Here is a 17,420-nt window from a genome sequence, read left to right on the forward strand (position 1 = left end):
AAATGAATACCAAGTTTTTGGAGTAGAGTAATCATGGGAAAGATTATCGGCATTGATCTGGGGACCACCAACTCCTGCGTGGCGCTTATGGAAGGGAATAAACCCCGGGTGATTGAGAATGCGGAAGGCGACCGGACCACCCCCTCGGTAGTGGCCTTTACCAAAGAGGGTGAAACATTGGTGGGCCAGTCTGCTAAGCGGCAGGCAATCACTAATCCTCAAAATACGCTTTATGCGATTAAGCGCCTGATTGGCCGTCGCTTTGATGAGGAAGTGGTGCAGCGGGACATTAAAATGGTGCCCTATAAAATTGTTAAGGCCGACAATGGAGACGCTTGGGTGGAAGCCACGGGTAAAAAAATGGCCCCACCGGAAGTCTCGGCCAACGTGCTCCGCAAAATGAAGAAAACGGCGGAAGACTATTTGGGCGAAGAAGTGGAAGCAGCTGTTATTACGGTTCCCGCTTATTTTAATGATTCCCAGCGTCAAGCCACTAAGGATGCGGGCCGGATTGCCGGTCTTGAAGTCAAGCGCATTATTAATGAACCTACGGCGGCGGCTTTGGCCTATGGTCTGGATAAAAAGCGGGGCGATCAAAAAATCGCAGTCTATGACTTAGGCGGCGGCACTTTTGACGTTTCTATTATTGAGATCGCAGAGGTGGAAGGAGAGCATCAGTTTGAGGTGCTATCCACCAATGGGGATACCTTCCTTGGCGGCGAGGACTTCGATAAGCGGATTATCGACTATATCGCTGAAGAATTTAAGAAAGAGCAAAGTATCGACTTGCGGGGCGATCCGTTAGCGATGCAACGCCTTAAGGATGCGGCAGAAAAGGCTAAAATCGAACTTTCTTCTAGTCAACAAACGGAAGTTAATTTACCCTACGTCACGGCGGATGCCAGCGGTCCCAAGCATCTCAATGTCCGAATCACCAGGGCTAAGCTGGAATCGTTGGTGGAGGATCTGATTAACCGCACTATCGGACCTTGCAAAACCGCGCTTCAGGATGCCAAGCTCAGCGCCTCTGAAATCGACGAAGTCATCTTGGTAGGTGGCCAAACCCGGATGCCCAAGGTGCAGGAGGCAGCTAAAGAATTCTTTGGCAAGGAGCCTCGTAAAGATGTCAATCCCGATGAAGCAGTTGCCGTGGGTGCAGCCATTCAGGCAGGAGTCCTGGGGGGTGAGGTCAAGGAAGTGTTGTTGCTGGATGTGACGCCCCTGTCTCTGGGTATCGAGACTTTGGGAGGCGTCATGACCAAGCTAATTGAGAAGAATACCACCATCCCTACCCGGAAAACGCAAGTGTTTTCTACCGCGGAGGATAATCAAACGGCTGTAACTGTGCATGTGCTCCAGGGTGAGCGGGAGCAAGCAGTGGGTAATAAATCCCTCGGTCGTTTTGACCTAGTAGGCATTCCGCCTGCTCATCGCGGTATGCCCCAAATTGAGGTCACCTTCGATATCGATGCCAATGGCATCCTGAATGTTTCTGCCAAAGACAAGGCTACGGGTAAGGAGCAATCCATTGTTATTAAGGCCTCCAGCGGGTTGGCGGAAGATGAAATCGAGCGCATGGTTTCGGATGCCGAGGCTCATGTGGAAGAAGATCGCAAATTCCGGGAATTAGTTGATCTCCGTAACCAAGGCGATAACTTAATTCATGCTACGGAAAAATCCATGGAGGAATTGGGCGATAAGCTTGAGGCCAACGAGAAAAGCGAGATTGAGAAAACGATTGGAGAACTCAAGACCGCCATGAAGGAGGATAACAAAGAGGTTATTGAGGCTCGAATAAAGGATTTGACCGATGCTTCTGCTAAGATGGCCGAACGCCTTTATACGCAACAAGCCGAAGAGGAGCCCCAGCCTCAAAAAGAAGAAGGCAAGGCAGCGGAGGAGGTTGTAGACGCTGAGTTTGAAGAAGTCAAGGAAGATAAGAATAAGGCATCATAACTTAAGACGATACTCAATGAGGAGGGCTCAGGCTAATCTTAAGGGGGCCTGGGCCTTGGTATATTAGGCCATCCCAGGGCGGGTACGACGGTGCGCACTTGAGTGCAGGTTCGTGGTGCCAAGGTAAGTTGATGGCACAAAGGCGGATAGCTGAATTCGGAGAATGGCAAAGCGAGATTACTATGAGACTTTAGGGGTTGCGCGGAATACCTCTGACGCTGAAATTAAGAAGGCCTATCGGCGTCTGGCGATGAAATATCACCCGGATCGCAACCCTGATGACAAGGCGGCCGAGGAAAACTTTAAAGAGATTCAAGAGGCTTACGATGTTCTTTCTGACGCGAGAAAGCGTACAGCCTATGATCAGTTCGGGCACGCTGGCGTAGGGGCGGGTGCAGGCCCTGGCCCCGGGGGGCATGGTTTTGAGGGCGGCGCTAATTTTGGTGATATTTTTGGCGACGTTTTTAATGATATCTTTGGTGCTGCCGCAGGCCGTGGAAGTAGGCGGCAAGCCTACCGGGGGGCTGATCTTCGCTATAATTTAGATTTGACTTTGGAAGAAGCGGTTGCAGGTACCACGGCCAAGATCCGTATTCCCACTTATGTGGCTTGCAAGGTTTGTGAGGGGAGTGGCGCCAAGCCGGGAACCTCACCCATTACTTGTCCTACTTGTGGTGGGCACGGTCAGGTCCGAATGCAGCAGGGCTTTTTTTCTCTGCAACAGACTTGCCCACGCTGCCATGGCAATGGTCAGATTGTCGATTCTCCTTGCTCTACATGCCGTGGTGAAGGGCGAGTCCGGGAGCATAAAACGCTCTCGGTAAAGATTCCACCTGGAGTGGATACGGGAGATCGAATCCGTTTAACTGGCGAAGGAGAAGCCGGCGAAAGCGGTGGTCCACCGGGTGATCTGTATGTTCAGGTACAAACTAAAGCCCATTCAATTTTTTCCCGCGAGGGAGATTCTCTACACTGCGAAGTACCGGTTAGTTTCGTCGCTGCGGCTTTAGGCGGGGAGTTAGATGTACCGACTTTAACAGGCCGGGCAAAGCTAAAAATTCCTGCAGGAACCCAGTCAGGACAGGTTTTTCGTTTAAAAGGCAAGGGTGTATCGCCTGTTCGCGGCGGTTCGGTAGGCGATCTTCTATGTCGGGTCATGGTGGAAACGCCGGTGAATTTAAACCAAGAGCAAAAGGAGTTGCTGGAAAAATTCGAAGCCTCCATGAATCGGAATAAAAAGCATAGTCCTAAACATCATTCCTGGCTGGAAGGGGTAAAACGCTTCTTTGAAGACATGAAGTTTTGATACCCTTATCTTCACACCACTAAAGCAGGGTAAATCTTATCCCTGAGGCGGCTTAGAGTATTCCTTCCCCCTCGGGTTTGTTATTTTTAAAGAGTCACTAGGAGCAAGGGTCATGATCCGAGTAGCTATCAGCGGCGCTGCTGGGCGTATGGGACGCTCACTGATCCAGGCTGTTTGTCAATATGAAGGAATTACCTTGGGAGCGGCTAGTGAATGCCCCGATAGCCCCCTGATCGGCAGTGATGCAGGGGAAATAGGGAGGGTGGGCGTATTGCAAGTCCCCTTGGTGGATAATTTGGATAAGAGCAAGGAAGCATTTGATTTAATTATTGATTTTACGCGACCTGAAATCACTTTGGCAAACCTGGTGCTTTGCCGAGATCAAGGTAAGGCGATGGTCATCGGGACCACTGGTTTTACTCAGGAGCAGCGCCAGAAGATTACTAAAGCGGCTATTGAAATCCCTATTGTCCTAGCACCCAATATGAGCGTAGGCGTTAACCTCTGTTTAAAACTTTTAGAAACTGCTGCCCGTGTTTTGAAAGATGAAGTGGATATTGAGATTATTGAGGCCCACCATCGCCATAAAGTAGATTCTCCCTCAGGAACCGCTTTACGTATGGGGGAAGTGGTGGCTAAAACCTTGGGACGGGATCTTAATCAGTGCGCCGTTTATGGGCGGCAAGGAGTAAGCGGCGAACGACCAAGGGAGAGTATTGGATTTTCTTCCCTGCGCGCGGGTGATATTGTCGGCGAGCATACTGTGATATTCGCGGCCGAAGGCGAGCGGATAGAGATCAGTCATAAAGCGTCAAGCCGCATGACCTTTGCCTTGGGGGCTATGCGCGCTTCCCAGTGGGTAAGTGATAAACCCCCTGGACTTTATGATATGCAGGATGTACTCGGGCTTCTGAAAAAGGTAAACTAGGAGTTTTTTCGCGTTTTTGGCGCTTCTCTGCTAGAGTATCGCGCCCTGTTACGTTAAGGGCAAGGGCATTTTAGAAAGTTTAGGCTTATAGAATTCTTGAAACACTGCCTGGTAGGTGAGCGCAGTAGGGTAAATTCGCGTTGCCAGAGCAAGTTTTGAGACAAGGTTAATCAACAATTAGGAGGTAAATAATGCCTTCTCGCAGAGAACTGGCTAATGCTATCCGTGCGCTTAGTATGGACGCAGTGCAAAAGGCGAAATCCGGCCACCCTGGGGCACCTATGGGGATGGCAGACATCGCTGAAGTATTATGGAATAATTTTCTCACGCATAATCCTAACAACCCCCACTGGGTGAACCGGGATCGATTCGTGCTTTCCAATGGGCATGGTTCCATGCTGCTCTATTCCTTACTCCACTTGAGCGGTTATGACGTCAGTATGGAAGACCTCAAGCAGTTCCGGCAGCTTCATTCCAAGACGCCGGGCCATCCAGAATATGGGTATGCCCCCGGTATCGAGACGACCACTGGGCCTTTGGGTCAAGGTCTTAGTAATGCCGTTGGCATGGCCCTGGCTGAAAAAGTATTGGCAGGCCAGTTCAACCGCGATGGCCATGAAATCGTTGATCATTACACCTACGTATTTCTCGGAGACGGCTGCTTGATGGAAGGGATTTCTCATGAGTCCTGCGCCTTGGCGGGTACTTGGGGATTAGGGAAGCTGGTTGCATTCTATGACGACAATGGTATTTCCATTGATGGAGATGTAGCGGGATGGTTTACTGACGACACGCCAAAGCGTTTTGATGCCTACGGTTGGCACGTTATACGGGATGTAGATGGGCATGATTCAGAGGCCGTACGCCGAGCTACCGAAGAAGCACGCTCAGTTATCGATAAACCTACCCTTATTTGCTGTAAGACATTAATTGGCTACGGCGCTCCTAATTTGGCGGGAAGTGGTGATTGTCATGGAGCACCGCTTGGAGAGGACGAAATATTTGCTACCCGTGACAAATTAGGCTGGTCCTACCCTCCTTTTGAAATTCCAGAAGAGATTTATGAGGGTTGGGATGGGACTGAAAAAGGCAAAGCGGCAGAGGCAGCTTGGGATAAAAAGCTTGTTGCCTATCAAGCTGCTTATCCAGAATTGGCGGCGGAATTTAAGCGTCGTCTCCAGCATAAACTGCCTGAAAATTGGGAAGCCACTGTTGCTGAAGCTATTCAGGCGGCTGCTGTCAAGGCCGAAAAAATTGCTACTCGCAAGGCATCTCAAAACGCCCTTGAAGCCTATGCGCCAGTCTTGCCGGAGCTATTGGGCGGATCGGCTGATTTGACTGGTTCCAACCTGACCCATTGGTCCGGTTCAAAAGTGATCAGTAAAACTGCCCCGGAAGGTAATTACATCCACTATGGCGTGCGGGAGTTTGGGATGTCGGCCATTATGAATGGCATTGCCCTGCATGGCGGCTTTATTCCCTATGGCGGAACCTTTCTAATGTTCTCCGAGTATGCCCGTAACGCGGTGCGGATGGCGGCGCTCATGGGGGTGCAAAGTATTTTTGTTTATACCCATGATTCTATTGGCTTAGGCGAAGATGGACCTACTCATCAAGCGGTGGAGCAAGCGGCAACCTTGCGCTATATTCCCCGCATGTCAGTATGGCGCCCTTGTGATGCGGTAGAAAGCCTGGTTGCTTGGAGAGCGGCTATCGAGCGCCAAGAGGGGCCAACGTCCTTGCTGTTTTCCCGCCAGGGGTTGCCTCCCCAGAAGCGAACCCCCGAGCAAATTGAAAATATTCGCCGCGGCGGCTATATCCTGCGCGATACGGAGGATAAGCCCGATGTCATTATGGTGGCTACTGGTTCCGAAGTGGCGCTGGCGATGGAGGCGGCTGAAACTTTGGGGAGCAAGGGTATCCAGGCGCGGGTGGTTTCTATGCCTTGCACGGATGTCTTCGATGCTCAGAGTAAGGCCTACCGGGAAGCGATTCTGCCCTCTGAAGTGCGGGCTCGCGTGGCGGTGGAGGCGGGAATCACTGATTACTGGCGGAAGTATGTAGGGCTTGAGGGCAAAGTGTCAGGCATTGATACCTTTGGAGAATCGGCTCCAGCTGAGGATGTATACCGGCATTTTGGCCTAACTGCGGAGAACTTGGCTAAGATCGCCGAAGATATGGTTTCTTAAACGAGTGAGTTTTTTATTTAGTCATGCTGCTGTCTGGAAAAGTAGTTAGGTTATTTCCTGCAGCGCTGGCGTAATTTTTTGAAACAATGGAGATAGAACCATGGCGATTAAAGTCGCAATCAATGGTTATGGTCGTATTGGCCGCAATGTTTTGCGGGCTTTGTATGAGCATAACCGCAATAGCGAGATTCAGATTGTTGCCATTAACGATCTAGGAGATGCCAATACCAATGCCTATTTAACCCAGTATGATACCGTACACGGTAAATTTCCGGGAGAGGTTTCCGTCGATGGCGATTACCTGATCGTCAATGGCGACAAAATTCGTGTGTTGGCCGAAAGAGACCCGGCTAAATTACCCTGGGATCAGCTAGGGGTGGATGTAGTACACGAATGTACGGGGTTATTCACTAGCAAGGGAAAAGCCTCAGCTCACCTTCAAGCAGGAGCGAAAAAAGTAATTATCTCGGCCCCGGGGGGCGGGGATGTTGATGCCACTATTGTCTACGGCGTTAATCATGATTCTTTAAAAGCTTCCCATGCCGTCATTTCCAACGCTTCTTGTACCACCAATTGCTTGGCGCCCGTGGTAAAGGTGCTCCAGGATAACATTGGAGTTGAGCATGGTTTGATGACCACGATCCACTCCTACACCAACGATCAGGTACTTACGGACGTTTATCATACGGATCTCCGCCGGGCTCGGTCCGCCACTCAGTCAATGATCCCAACTAAAACAGGTGCAGCCGCAGCGGTCGGGTTGGTGTTGCCGGAACTTAATGGCAAGCTGGATGGATTCGCGATTCGAGTGCCAACTATTAACGTTTCCCTGGTTGATCTTACTTTTGTGGCTTCCCGTAATACCACTAAAGAAAACGTTGACGGAATGATGCGAGAGGCGGCTGAGGGTGACTTGCAGGGAGTGCTTGCCTACAATGACAAACCACTTGTCTCTATGGACTTCAATCATGATCCCTCGTCGTCTATTTATGAGGCTAGCTTGACCAAGGTAATGGGAGGTAATTTGGTCAAGGTTTTGGCATGGTATGATAATGAATGGGGCTTTTCCAATCGCATGCTGGATGCCACTGTGGCCCTTATGAATGCCAAGTAAAGCAAAATAGCCGGAATGCAGGGCCGCCTTGTTGGACGGGCGGCCTAACTTTTTTCATCCCATTGTAAAGCGAGAGGCGCCTGGGTTTAGCCTAGCTAGGCGGGCGGCTCGCCTTTAGATAAAAAGCTCTACCGAAGGAGTAAGTTCCATGCCTATTTTAAAGATGTCCGAGCTGGATCTTGCCGGGAAGCGTGTCCTTATCCGTGAAGACCTTAATGTACCCTTGAAAAATGGTGAAATTGCCGATGATACCCGTATCCGGGCATCGTTGCCCTCGATTCAACAGGCGATGGAGGCAGGGGCTAAGGTCATGGTGATGTCCCACCTTGGGCGCCCCACCGAGGGGGAATTCGATACCGCTTTTTCTCTGGCGCCAGTAGCGGAATATTTATCTCGCCTATTAAGCCAAGAGGTTCGTTTGGCCCGGGATTGGCTGGAGGGGATAACGGTTGAGAAGGGCCAGGTCGTGTTGTGCGAGAACGTCCGGTTTAACCGGGGAGAGAAAAAGAACGATGAGGCTCTGGCCAAAAAGATGGCCGCTCTTTGTGATGTTTATGTGATGGATGCCTTTGGCAGTGCTCACCGGGCTCAGGCCTCAACCCATGGGGTGGCAAAGTATGCTCCAGTTGCTTGCGCGGGACCTTTACTGGCGGGAGAATTGGAGGCTTTGGGTAAGGCTTTGGAGAATCCTGCCCGGCCTCTAGTGGCTATTGTAGGTGGTTCCAAAGTTTCCACTAAATTAACCGTACTGGAAAGCCTATCCCAAGTGGTGGATCAGTTGATTGTAGGCGGCGGCATCGCTAATACCTTTATTGCAGCCGCGGGTTACAATGTAGGTAAATCTCTTTATGAGGCAGATTTAGTGGGAACCGCCAAGCAGCTTAGAACTGCGGCGCAGGAAGGGGGAGGGGATATCCCACTGCCGGTGGATGTGGTTTGTGGCCAGGAATTTTCCGAGAGCGCAGAAGCTGCTCTTAAGCGGATTAGCAAGGTTACGGATGATGATATGATTTTCGATATCGGGCCTGAGACTTCGAAGCATTTTGCAGAAATATTGAAGAGTGCGGGGACGATTGTCTGGAATGGACCGGTAGGTGTATTTGAATTCGATCAATTTGGGGAAGGCACCAAGGCTCTGGCATTGGCAATTGCTGAAAGCCCCGCCTTTTCTATCGCCGGTGGCGGCGATACCTTAGCCGCTGTAGCGAAATATGGAGTAGGCGATCAGGTTTCTTATATTTCCACCGGTGGAGGGGCGTTTTTGGAGTTTCTGGAAGGAAAGCAACTGCCTGCGGTTGCCATTCTTGAAGAACGAGCCAGCCAATAACCAGCATGCTGTTTTTAGCACTCTCGAGGGTTTTGCTCGGTTGCGAACAGTATCGGGGAGGACCTCGCAAAAACTATGCAAAGACGAACTAAAATCGTCGCAACCCTAGGTCCGGCAACAGATGATCCAAAAGTCTTAGACCAGGTTATCGAAGCTGGAGTGGATGTGGTTCGTTTGAATTTTTCCCATGGTTCCCATGAATTACACCGGGAGCGAGCAGAGATTCTACGGAATCGGGCTCAAGCCTATGGGCGGCAGGTAGGCGTACTGGCCGATTTGCAAGGGCCAAAAATCCGTATCGCCAAGTTCAAAGCCGGTAAGGCAAACTTGGAGGATAAGGCCCATTTTATCCTAGACGTTAGCCTGCCGGAGACTGCGGGTGATGAAAACCAAGTAGGGGTTGCCTACAAAGCGCTGGTGAATGATGTCAATCGAGGCGATACTTTACTCCTAGACGATGGCCGGATTGTCCTGTGGGTTGAAGATGTCATAGGCTCGAAGATCGTTTGCCGCGTGGTGATTGGTGGTATTTTGTTAAACAACAAAGGTATTAACCGCCAAGGGGGGGGGCTTTCGGCCAAGGCACTGACTGCCAAGGATCGCCAAGATATCCAATGCGCTGCTGAGATGCAGGCAGATTACTTAGCAGTCTCTTTCCCTCGTAGTGCCGCCGACTTAAACGAGGCCCGGGAGTTATTTCAGGCTGCTGGTGGAAGGGGCGGAATTGTAGCGAAAATCGAGCGCGCCGAAGCCTTGGATACTTTGGAAGAGATGATTGCCGCCTCTGAGGCAGTTATGGTAGCACGGGGAGATCTTGGCGTTGAAATTGGAGATGCAGCTTTGCCTCCAGTGCAGAAAAACATCATTCAATTAGCACGGAAAATGAATCGGGTTGTGATTACGGCCACCCAGATGATGGAGACAATGATTACAAACCCCATCCCCACCCGGGCTGAAGTGTTTGATGTTGCCAATGCAGTTTTGGATGGCACGGATGCGGTGATGCTCTCGGCTGAAACAGCTTCAGGAGATTTTCCAGGTAAAGCGGTTGCAGCAATGGATCGGATTTGCCGTGAAGCGGAGAAGCAATACCAAATCACCGTCTCTAGTCATCGCATTAGTACCCATTTTAGCCGGGTGGATGAGGGGATTGCGATGGCTGCCATGTATTTGGCTAATCATTCTGATATTAAGGCAATCGCAGCACTTACCGAGTCCGGTTCTACCCCTCTATGGATGTCCCGTATCAGTTCCGCTATCCCTATTTATGCCTTGACGCGGCATGTGGAGACGCGTAGAAAGGTAACCCTGTATCGCGGTGTTTGCCCGGTAAGTTTTGCCATGGATTCTTCCGACCATGTGCTTATTCACCGCGAGGCAATCGGTGAATTAAAACGCCGAGGAGCGGTACGGGATGGAGATTGGGTCATCATTACCAAAGGGGATCTTACGGGTGTGCAGGGAGGCACTAACGCGCTGAAAGTTGTTCAGGTCGGTAATATGGTAGAACCTGGGGGCACGAATTAAAGAAAATGATAGCCTTCATGCTATCGGCGGTTAAAAATTATTCAAACTATCTATTAAGATAGTCCTTTAAAGAATATGAATAAAAATCGTCATTTAACATCAGATTATGTCGCTAACTGTATGAGGAAAAAATATGGCCTTAATAACCTTGCGTCAATTGCTTGATTATGCCGCAGAGCATAGCTTTGGTATTCCTGCCTTTAACGTCAATAATATGGAGCAGGTTCATTCAATCATGCAAGCGGCCGATGCCGTTGATAGCCCCGCCATCATGCAAGCTTCGGCGGGGGCTCGTTCCTATGCTGGCGAACCGTTCTTACGCCATTTGATTGAGGCGGCGGTAGAGCAATACCCTCACATTCCAATCTGCATGCACCAGGATCACGGGGCGGAGCCTGCGGTTTGCCTGCGTTCCATCCAGTCTGGTTTTAGTTCGGTAATGATGGATGGTTCGTTGATGGCAGATATGAAAACTCCGTCAAGTTACGAATACAATGTCAATGTAACCCGGCAAGTAGTGGATATGGCCCACAGCGGCGGGGTTTCCGTGGAAGGCGAGCTAGGTTGCTTGGGGTCTCTGGAAACGGGTATGGCGGGCGAGGAAGATGGATCGGGCGCTGAAGGCCAGCTTAGCCATGATCAATTACTTACTAATCCCGAGGAGGCTGCGGATTTTGTTAAAAAAACGAAGGTGGATGCTTTAGCTATCGCCATTGGTACTAGCCATGGAGCCTATAAATTTACCCGGCCTCCAACGGGCGATATTTTAGCCATTGAGCGAATTAAGGAAATCCATGCCCGTATTCCTGATACTCATCTGGTCATGCATGGTTCCAGCTCCGTGCCCCAGGACTGGTTGAAGATCATCCATGAGTTTGGCGGTGATATCGGTGAAACTTACGGCGTGCCCGTAAAAGAAATTCAAGAGGGAATTCGGCATGGAGTGCGAAAGGTTAATGTGGATACGGATCTGCGGCTTGCCTCAACCGGTGCTATCCGCAAGAATTTAGCTGAGAATCCGAAAAACTTCGATCCTCGTAAATACCTTAAGGCATCAACGGCGGCTATGAAGGATATCTGCCAGGCCCGTTTCGAAGCTTTTGGTTGTGCCGGGCATGCCTCTAAGATTAAACCGCTTTCCCTGGAAGCCATGTTTAAGCGTTATGCTAGCGGGGAACTGGACCCCAGGGTTAACTAAGCATTAATTAACCTTTATCCTTAATTTCTAAGGCATAGGGGATTTTGGATAGAAGTACTCAAGAAAAAAAGGGTGGGCTAAACTCCGCCCTTTTTTTATGGGCTCGACCTATCTTGGCGGACGGTTAATGATAGGATAGGCAAGGCAAAAGGCGGCAATCCCAATGGCAGCGGCAGTTAGATAGGCGCTGCGAGGTTCCACGGCCCATAGCTGACCGCTGTAAAAACTTCCAAAAGCTCCCCCTGCGCCAAAGCCAAGGCTGCTGTAAAGAGCTTGCCCTCGGCCTTGGTGGGCACCGGTAAAGCGGTGGTGAATCCAATCGATGGCCGCGGCGTGGAAAGAACCGAAAGTGGCGGCATGCAAGATTTGCGCAAAGACCATCAAGGAAAATTGGGTGGGGAATAAGCCCACTAGCAGCCAACGGAGGCTTGCAAGCAGCAAGCTCCCGAGCAGCATCCAGCGGACGCCTAATGTTAGCAGCAAACGGTGCATAATAAGAAATAATCCTACCTCGGCGATGACTCCTAGGGCCCATAAATAACCGATGAGGCTACGGCTGTAACCATATCCTTCCATATATAGGGTATAAAAGGTGTAATAGGGGCCATGGCTGGCTTGCATCAGAAAAGCCGCCGCGAAGAAGGTCAGAACTTCCGGTTTTTGCAACACTTCCCACAGGGAGCGGCAATCTTTGCGAGGGAGATTCATGTTACTTTCTGGCACCGTAAGGCTCACTAACCAAATACTAGCCATTAAGGTCAAAATTACGGTCGGCAAAAGATCTATACTCGCACGATCCAAGATAGCGCCAAGTAATGCCACGCTGAGGATAAAGCCCACCGAACCCCAGAGGCGAATCCGGCTGTAATGGTGGGTTTTCTTTCCAAGATGAGTTAGGGTAGTGACTTCAACTTGGGCTAATGTTCCATTCCAGAAGAAGCTAAAGACCACCATTATCCCTGCTAGAGTCCAATAATCGTGATTTAGGTACACGGCGCTGAAGGCAAGAGCGGCCAGCAAAGAGGCCATACGGACGATCAACATACGTTTGCCGCTATAATCGGCAATATAGCTCCAGATATTAGGCGCTAAAACCCTAGTCGCCATAAGTAGAGCCATGAGTTCGCCAATCTTCTGGGGAGCAAATCCTAGAGACTGCAGGTAGAGGCTCCAATAGGGGAGCAGCGCACCTAGCGTTGCAAAGTAGAACAAATAGAACCCGGAGAGGCGCCAGTAGGGAGGCGTAGGAGTTTTTATTTGCATGAGTTAGGAGAAAATCCAGCGGTTGGTGTGCTGGACTAAACAAAGATTAAACACCATGGAAAGGAAAGATCTACGCTATTTATAATGATGAGTTATTGTACCAATACAAAATCAGATCGGCATTTACTCGGACAGGAGCCTGTCCAGGGACTAGAATTTGATCTAATCTAACTAGCCGAAATGGAGGAGTAGACCATGGCGATAAAGAAAATCACCATTGTAGGCGCGGGTCGGGTAGGTGAAGCAACGGCTCAGTTCCTTGTCAAAAATGAGCTTTGCCAAGAATTGGTGTTACTTGATGTACAAGAGGGAGTCGCCCAAGGGGCTGCTCTGGATATTCAACAATCAGCACCCTTATTTGGTTTTGATGCTTGGGTAACGGGCTCAACTAACTATGAGTTAATTGCAGACTCGGATTTAGTTGTGATCACGGCGGGTAAGCCAAGAAAACCAGGGATGTCCCGTTCTGATGTTTTGGATTCTAATCTTCCCATTATTACCGACATCATGAATAACGTGATGCGTTTTGCCCCGCAATCTTTAGTGATGATTGTAACTAACCCTGTGGATGTACTGACCTATCATGCCTGGCGTCACTGCGGTTGGGATCGAGCGCGGGTATTTGGCCAAGCAGGCGTATTGGACTCGGCACGGATGGCCAGTTTTATTGCCGGCGAGACGGGTTTATCAGTTAAAGACATTTCGGCGATGGTACTAGGCGGGCATGGGGATACCATGCTGCCGCTTATTCGCTACACAACGATTGGTGGAATACCCTTGACTCATTTCCTTGAGCAAGAGGTCATTGAAAAAATTATCGATCGAACTCGCCATGGAGGCTTTGAAATTCTCCGCCTGCGGCAGACCAGCAGCGCCTACGATGCACCAGCAGCAGCTATTGCAGGGATGGTCGATGCAATTCGCCATAACCGCAAGCGTATCCTACCCTGCGTGGCGATCCTGGAAGGCGAGTATGGTGAAAACGAAGTGGCGATGGGAGTTCCCAGCATCCTGGGAGGGGACGGCTTAGAGCGTATTGTGGAATTACCCCTGACCGAAGAAGAACAAGGGCAATTTAAGCGCTCGGTAGAGGCTATTCGGTCTGATCTTACTCACCTTACAAGGACTTAAGGAGGGAACGGGGGATAGATAATGTCTCCTTTAAAACATTGATCGTTTGGTTTTCCTGGCCCTGAATGGCGCCATAAGCTTCGGACCGCCTTCAGACCAGGAAGGGGGCAAAAGGCCGGCAATAGGCAAGGACCAGAGTAGTTTTATAGCGCCATTATTTCCCTAACCCTAGATTAGGTTCTTAGTCAAACTAAAAAAAGCGTTGCAAACCCTAGAAAGGCCATGAAGCCCACTACATCGGTGATGGTGGTAAGGAGGACGCCTCCAGCCAGGGCCGGGTCAGCCCCTATCCGCCGTAAAAAAAGCGGAACAACAACCCCTGAAAGGGCAGCGAAAATTAGATTGATAATGATGGCGGACCCAATCAAAATACCTAATCCAATTCCTTCAAACCAGATAGCAGAGACTACGCCTATGACCGCTGCCCACAGGAGACCATTAAGGGCTCCCAAGGCTAGCTCTTTGCCTAGAAGCCAGCGGATATTGCTTTGATTAAGATAGCCAAGGGCAGTAGCGCGGATGATCAAGGTAAGCGTTTGACTGCCAGCAATGCCTCCCATGCTGGCCACGATGGGCATGAGTACCGCCAGGGCCACTTGCTTCTGGATAGTTGCCTCAAACAGTCCAATAACCCAGGCTGCGAGGAAGGCGGTCATCAGATTGATCCCCAACCAGAGGGAACGTCGCCGCAGGCTGATCAGCGCCGGGGCAAATGTATCCTCATCCTCAGTAAATCCCGCCATATTCATCAAGGAGCGATCCGCCTCGTCTCGAATCACGTCAACCACGTCATCAATAGTGATTCGGCCCAGTAATTTTCCCTTCTCATCCACAATAGGCGCCGAAATCAAGTCTTGTTTCTCAAAGCGTTGGGCTACCTCAGCAGCAGGCAGCAAGGCAGGAATGCTTTCTACGCCATGGGACATTACTTCCGTTACTGTCAGTTCCCGTTTTCGCGTTAGCAGCGTAGTAAGCTGTAATATTCCTTGGTATTTATCTTCCCGGTCCACGACGAACAAGCTGTCTGTGGCGTCGGGTAGCGTTCCTAGGAGACGCAGGTAGCGATGGACGACATCTAGGGTGACATCAGCGCGAACGGTGATGGTATCGGTATTCATGAGGCCGCCTGCGGTATCTTCCGGGTAGGAGAGTACGGTTTCCAAGCGGTGCCGATTCTGAGCATCCATAGTATGCAAAACCTGTTCGATTGCTGCTTCGGGCAGATCCCGAAGAATGCTAGCCAAATCGTCGGGGTCCAGGTCCTCTGTCAGCGAAGCCAGATCTGCTACCGCAATATTGTCCATGAGATCGGAACGCACCTCATCGCCAACATAGCTTAAAACTTCACCCCGATGGTCGGTGCTCACGAACCGCCAGGCTAAATGCCGGGTTGAGGGCGGCAGTGACTCTAGTAAATGAGCAACTTCAGCAGGATGCAGGCTGCTGAGCAGGCGCCGTAGGCGCACCATGCGGCCGCTTTCAAGTGCCGCTGCCAGGGCATTTAAGTGCTCGTTTCCCCTTCCTGGGGAGGTGGATTGCAGCATGAGTAACTCCTCGTATTGAATTAATGAGGATAGAGGAAACAGGTTTGAAGTATTTTATATTCTACAGAGGGATGGGAGGAGTTGGACACCATTATAGTTTAAGCAGAGTAAAAATTTGGAGAAGCGAGTTTAATGGATTAGAGGAAAAGGTGTTTGCTCTTAAGAGGAATTAATTGGGTAGGTCTTCATTAATTTGTTCTAATAGCACTTGCATTTCCGAGAGATCGCAGCATTCTAAAATCTGCTGAGTTAATTTCTTTAGCTTGCGTTGATCGCTTTCGGTAATCACCTGTTTGACCTCCAATAGGGAGGCGGGGTGCATACTAAAATCTCGCAATCCTAACGCTAACAGCAGTCGAGTATAGTGAATGTCTCCCGCCATTTCTCCGCAGAGGGAGACTGCCGTGCCTGTTTTTTCTCCGGCAGCGATGGTGTGATGGATGAGATGCAGGACTGCTGGATGCAAGGGACTATAGAGGTAGTTCACCTCATCATCAATACGGTCAATGGCAAGCGTATATTGAGTGAGATCATTGGTACCGATGGAAAGGAAATCCAGGTGGCGGGCGAAAGCCTCGGCACAAATAGCCGTAGCGGGAACTTCAATCATAGCGCCTACTGGCAAGGCGGGGTCATATTTCAGTCCTTGGTGTTTAAGTTCCCGTTTGCAGTCCTCTAATAATGCCATGACCTGGGTCAGTTCCTGGAGGGTGCAGATCATCGGTAATAGCAACCGCACGGGACCCTGTGCCGAGGCCCGGAGAATGGCCCGTAATTGGGGGCGAAATAGCCCTGGTTTTCGCAAGCATAGGCGAATAGCACGCAGTCCTAAGGCGGGGTTAGTGGCAATCGAGGCATTACTATGGCTTCCATCCACCGTCTTGTCAGCACCCAGATCGACCGTACGAATGTTTACCGGTCCTCCCTTCATGGCTTCCACCACCCGCGCATAGGCTTTTAGCTGTTCTTCTTCGTCGGGAAGAGTAGTACGATTCATGTATAAAAATTCAGTGCGGTAGAGGCCGATTCCCTCGGCGCCAGAATCAGCCACGAGAGGTAAATCTTCCGGCAATTCAATGTTAGCCTCCAGCGTAATGGGTTGTCCTTCAAGGGTAACCGCAGGCTGACTCCGAAATGCTGCTAGAGCTGCTAACCGGTGTTGTTGGTTGGCCCGTCTTTGCTGAAATTTCTTAATAAGGGAGTCATCGACTCCTGCAAGCAAGATTCCTTGTCCGCCATCGATGATGAGTAATTCATCATCTTGGATGTAACGGCGTGCGCTGCGTAGGCCAACGATAGCAGGAATACCCAAGCTACGAGCAAGAATACTGGTATGAGAATTAGCACCGCCACGTTCAGTGGCAAAACCACCTACTTGCTGTTGCTGCATCAGGACAATATCCGCCGGGGTTAAGTCGTCGGCTAATAAAATATATCCTTTAAGGCGGCCGCTAGGGGCTTCGTGGTAGGGGCTTTCCTGATTAGTGAGTGTGCGTAGAATGCGGTTAACGACATGATCTACATCGTTTTTGCGGGTACGAAGATAAGAATCGTCCATTTCATCAAAGACGCTGACCAGAGCGTCACGCTGTAGTTTAAGCGCCCATTCGGCATTGCAGTGCCTGGTTATTATAAGTTCCACAGGTACAGTAGCCAGTGCTTTGTCTTCGAGCATGAGCAGGTGGGTGCTGATAAAAGCAGCGATATCGGTCGAGATATTATTCGGAATTTGCTCTTGGATAGACTGTAGCTGCACCTTGGCAGTAGCCAGTGCCGCTTGGTACCGTTGAACTTCACTTTCGATAAGATTCGATGGCAGGATGTACTCACTGACTTCGGGTTGATCGCGGGAAAGCATATGGACTTTACCGATAGCAACGCCTCGGGAGACACCGATCCCATGCAGTTCAAGGGTCATTGCAAGACCCTAAAGCAAT

The 17,420-nt window shown here is 50.3% G+C and carries 12 protein-coding genes; 9 read left to right on the top strand and 3 right to left on the bottom strand.

Annotated features, from left to right (window positions below):
• Positions 1-33: 33 nt before the first annotated feature.
• The 8 genes from dnaK (at position 34) to fba (ending at position 11,545) form a co-directional block, all read left to right on the top strand.
• Positions 34-1,956, top strand: a complete 1,923-nt coding sequence (dnaK, locus tag NWAT_RS01365; protein WP_013219358.1) for a molecular chaperone DnaK — start codon at positions 34-36, stop codon at positions 1,954-1,956.
• A 163-nt stretch (positions 1,957-2,119) separates the two neighbouring features.
• Entirely contained in the window at positions 2,120-3,262 is a 1,143-nt protein-coding gene (gene dnaJ, locus NWAT_RS01370) for a molecular chaperone DnaJ (protein ID WP_013219359.1), read from the top strand.
• Between the two features lie 112 nt (positions 3,263-3,374).
• Positions 3,375-4,190, top strand: a complete 816-nt coding sequence (dapB, locus tag NWAT_RS01375; RefSeq protein ID WP_013219360.1) for a 4-hydroxy-tetrahydrodipicolinate reductase — start codon at positions 3,375-3,377, stop codon at positions 4,188-4,190.
• A 191-nt stretch (positions 4,191-4,381) separates the two neighbouring features.
• On the top strand, positions 4,382-6,379 hold the full coding sequence (tkt, locus tag NWAT_RS01380) for a transketolase (protein WP_013219361.1): 1,998 nt from the start codon (positions 4,382-4,384) through the stop codon (positions 6,377-6,379).
• Between the two features lie 100 nt (positions 6,380-6,479).
• Positions 6,480-7,493 (top strand): type I glyceraldehyde-3-phosphate dehydrogenase, encoded by a 1,014-nt coding sequence (gene gap / locus NWAT_RS01385; protein ID WP_013219362.1) that lies wholly within the window; start codon positions 6,480-6,482, stop codon positions 7,491-7,493.
• Positions 7,494-7,641: 148 nt separating this feature from the next.
• Positions 7,642-8,820, top strand: coding sequence for a phosphoglycerate kinase (locus tag NWAT_RS01390; RefSeq protein ID WP_013219363.1), 1,179 nt, complete (start codon positions 7,642-7,644; stop codon positions 8,818-8,820).
• A 75-nt stretch (positions 8,821-8,895) separates the two neighbouring features.
• On the top strand, positions 8,896-10,347 hold the full coding sequence (gene pyk, locus NWAT_RS01395) for a pyruvate kinase (protein WP_013219364.1): 1,452 nt from the start codon (positions 8,896-8,898) through the stop codon (positions 10,345-10,347).
• Between the two features lie 133 nt (positions 10,348-10,480).
• Entirely contained in the window at positions 10,481-11,545 is a 1,065-nt protein-coding gene (gene fba, locus NWAT_RS01400; RefSeq protein WP_013219365.1) for a class II fructose-bisphosphate aldolase, read from the top strand.
• 108 nt (positions 11,546-11,653) lie between these two features.
• Here the strand turns inward: fba and NWAT_RS01405 are convergent, their stop codons facing one another.
• Complete coding sequence (locus tag NWAT_RS01405) at positions 11,654-12,808, bottom strand: MFS transporter (protein WP_013219366.1); 1,155 nt, start codon at positions 12,806-12,808, stop codon at positions 11,654-11,656.
• Between the two features lie 195 nt (positions 12,809-13,003).
• Here NWAT_RS01405 and mdh point away from each other — a divergent pair, with 195 nt between their 5' ends.
• Positions 13,004-13,939, top strand: a complete 936-nt coding sequence (gene mdh, locus NWAT_RS01410; RefSeq protein ID WP_013219367.1) for a malate dehydrogenase — start codon at positions 13,004-13,006, stop codon at positions 13,937-13,939.
• 185 nt (positions 13,940-14,124) lie between these two features.
• On the opposite strand, the gene mgtE is transcribed toward mdh, so the two are convergent.
• Both mgtE and ptsP read right to left on the bottom strand, forming a co-directional pair.
• Complete coding sequence (mgtE, locus tag NWAT_RS01415; protein ID WP_013219368.1) at positions 14,125-15,483, bottom strand: magnesium transporter; 1,359 nt, start codon at positions 15,481-15,483, stop codon at positions 14,125-14,127.
• Between the two features lie 169 nt (positions 15,484-15,652).
• On the bottom strand, positions 15,653-17,401 hold the full coding sequence (gene ptsP / locus NWAT_RS01420) for a phosphoenolpyruvate--protein phosphotransferase (protein ID WP_013219369.1): 1,749 nt from the start codon (positions 17,399-17,401) through the stop codon (positions 15,653-15,655).
• Positions 17,402-17,420: the final 19 nt, after the last annotated feature.

It is taken from the genome of Nitrosococcus watsonii C-113 (assembly GCF_000143085.1).
In the GTDB taxonomy this organism is placed as follows: Bacteria; Pseudomonadota; Gammaproteobacteria; order Nitrosococcales; family Nitrosococcaceae; genus Nitrosococcus; species Nitrosococcus watsonii.

Excerpts from the sequence above, each read along its gene's own strand:
- tkt (WP_013219361.1), top strand. The coding sequence starts at position 4,382 with ATGCCTTCTCGCAGAGAACTGGCTAATGCTATCCGTGCGCTTAGTATG.
- ptsP (WP_013219369.1), bottom strand. The coding sequence starts at position 17,401 with ATGACCCTTGAACTGCATGGGATCGGTGTCTCCCGAGGCGTTGCTATC.
- dapB (WP_013219360.1), top strand. The coding sequence starts at position 3,375 with ATGATCCGAGTAGCTATCAGCGGCGCTGCTGGGCGTATGGGACGCTCA.
- mdh (WP_013219367.1), top strand. The coding sequence starts at position 13,004 with ATGGCGATAAAGAAAATCACCATTGTAGGCGCGGGTCGGGTAGGTGAA.
- fba (WP_013219365.1), top strand. The coding sequence starts at position 10,481 with ATGGCCTTAATAACCTTGCGTCAATTGCTTGATTATGCCGCAGAGCAT.
- NWAT_RS01405 (WP_013219366.1), bottom strand. The coding sequence starts at position 12,808 with ATGCAAATAAAAACTCCTACGCCTCCCTACTGGCGCCTCTCCGGGTTC.
- gap (WP_013219362.1), top strand. The coding sequence starts at position 6,480 with ATGGCGATTAAAGTCGCAATCAATGGTTATGGTCGTATTGGCCGCAAT.
- dnaK (WP_013219358.1), top strand. The coding sequence starts at position 34 with ATGGGAAAGATTATCGGCATTGATCTGGGGACCACCAACTCCTGCGTG.
- dnaJ (WP_013219359.1), top strand. The coding sequence starts at position 2,120 with ATGGCAAAGCGAGATTACTATGAGACTTTAGGGGTTGCGCGGAATACC.
- mgtE (WP_013219368.1), bottom strand. The coding sequence starts at position 15,483 with ATGCTGCAATCCACCTCCCCAGGAAGGGGAAACGAGCACTTAAATGCC.
- NWAT_RS01390 (WP_013219363.1), top strand. The coding sequence starts at position 7,642 with ATGCCTATTTTAAAGATGTCCGAGCTGGATCTTGCCGGGAAGCGTGTC.
- pyk (WP_013219364.1), top strand. The coding sequence starts at position 8,896 with ATGCAAAGACGAACTAAAATCGTCGCAACCCTAGGTCCGGCAACAGAT.